The following is a 1,647-nucleotide window of genomic DNA, read 5'->3' as shown; positions in this document are numbered from 1 at the left end:
AGGATAATCAAAGGATCCCAGCTTCCTGTCATTAATGCACTGGTTGATTTATGCAATGCTGTTTCCATAGAAAATGGCATATCATTGGGAGGACATGACCTCAGGGATATACACCAGGACCTTGAAGTTAGATACAGCAGAAAAGGCGACATTTTTCTACCTTTTGGTGCCAATGAATATGAGGATGTTTCTGAAGGAGAGCTTGTTTTTACCAGCGGCAATGTTGTGCAGACGTTAAAGTGGGTGTGGAGGCAAAGCGAGCTTGGGAAGCTTACCAATGAAAGCAGCAATGTATTTTTTCAATTGGTTGGCTTTGAATACAATGAAGATTCAACATTAAAAAAATCAATGGATGAAATAGAAAATTTGGTAATAAAAAGATTCAACGGAAAAGTAAAGAGATTTCTGGTTGATATGAACAATGATTCCATTGAATTCTAATATTTATTTATTACCCCAAAAACTTACTAATAGTACGAAAATTATTATGTATCTGTGTTACAACCTTGATACAGAAATATAATAAATATATTGTATAAAATGGAGGGAAAAAAATGAAAAACAAAAGTATGCTAAGAGTATTAGCATTGGTGGTTGTATTGAGCATGATTTTTACCACAGCAGCATTTGCTACACCGGGGAATAAAAAAGTCAGAGATGAAAAAAGCTATAAAATTGCTGTTGAATCACTGATTCAAAAGGAAATAATGAAAGGGAATGGACATGGTGATTACGGTTTAGAAGGTAATGTAAAACGTGGGGATGTTATCGTCATGATTGTAAGAGCCTTTGATATTGAAATCACCAATGAAGAGTTAGGTGAAAACTTTCTTGATATTGCAAAAGATGAGTACTTTTACGGTCCTGTAAAAGCTGCTAAGGAGCTTGGTATTGCAAAGGGAGATGGTAAGTATTTCAAACCAAACAAACCTGTTACAATTCAAGAAGCAATATGGCTCATTGAGAGAGCGGAACAGTTGCTGGATGATGATCTTGATATTGAAGAAGAAGATTTAGACGTATTGTTTGATGAAAATGAACTGAATAAATTTGCAAAAAGAAAAGATATCGCATTGATGCTTCATTATATGATGACAGGCGAGAATGACTATGACGAAGATGAAAATGAAGATGAAGACGATGATGATGTTGAAGATGACGAAATCGATGATATTAAATTTGAAATAGATGAAGACGAAGTACTTGCGTTTACATCAGCAGATAATAACTTAAAAGATTCAATTGAAGATATTCTGGAAGATTTTGACGAAGACATAGAATATGTAAAATTTGATTATCCAAAAAACGGCACACTTTATTATGAATATAATGCCAATAGCAACGAGAAAGATTTGGTAACAAAAAATACAAAGTATTATTTAGATGGTACTGGCAATTTGCTTGAAAAAATCACATTTGTTCCTAAGAGTGATTTCAGCGGCACAGTAAATATCAGCTACTATGCATATGATGATGAAGGCGAATATTATTCAGGCAAAATCATAATTACAGTTGTAGATGATGAAGATGAAGATCTTGCTTTAATCAAATATACAACTAATGAAAACATTGTAAAAGAATTCGAAGACGACCTTGACAGCAACATGGATGAAGTGAAATTTGTTCAGCCTAGTGACAAAAAGGGAA

Annotated in this window: 2 protein-coding genes; both read left to right on the top strand. The window is 33.7% G+C overall.

Features of this window, described 5'->3' with window-relative positions:
• The coding region (locus BN358_RS10355; RefSeq protein WP_019229138.1) for a B3/4 domain-containing protein at positions 1-441 on the top strand (441 nt) is incomplete at its 5' end.
• A 113-nt stretch (positions 442-554) separates the two neighbouring features.
• On the top strand, positions 555-1,647 hold a 1,093-nt coding region (locus BN358_RS10350; protein WP_040582454.1), incomplete at its 3' end, for an S-layer homology domain-containing protein.

Source organism: Sedimentibacter sp. B4 (genome assembly GCF_000309315.1).
Taxonomy (GTDB): Bacteria; Bacillota; Clostridia; order Tissierellales; family Sedimentibacteraceae; genus Sedimentibacter; species Sedimentibacter saalensis.
Note: the sequence above shows the minus strand (reverse complement) of the source record. Positions and strands in the feature narration are given on the sequence as shown.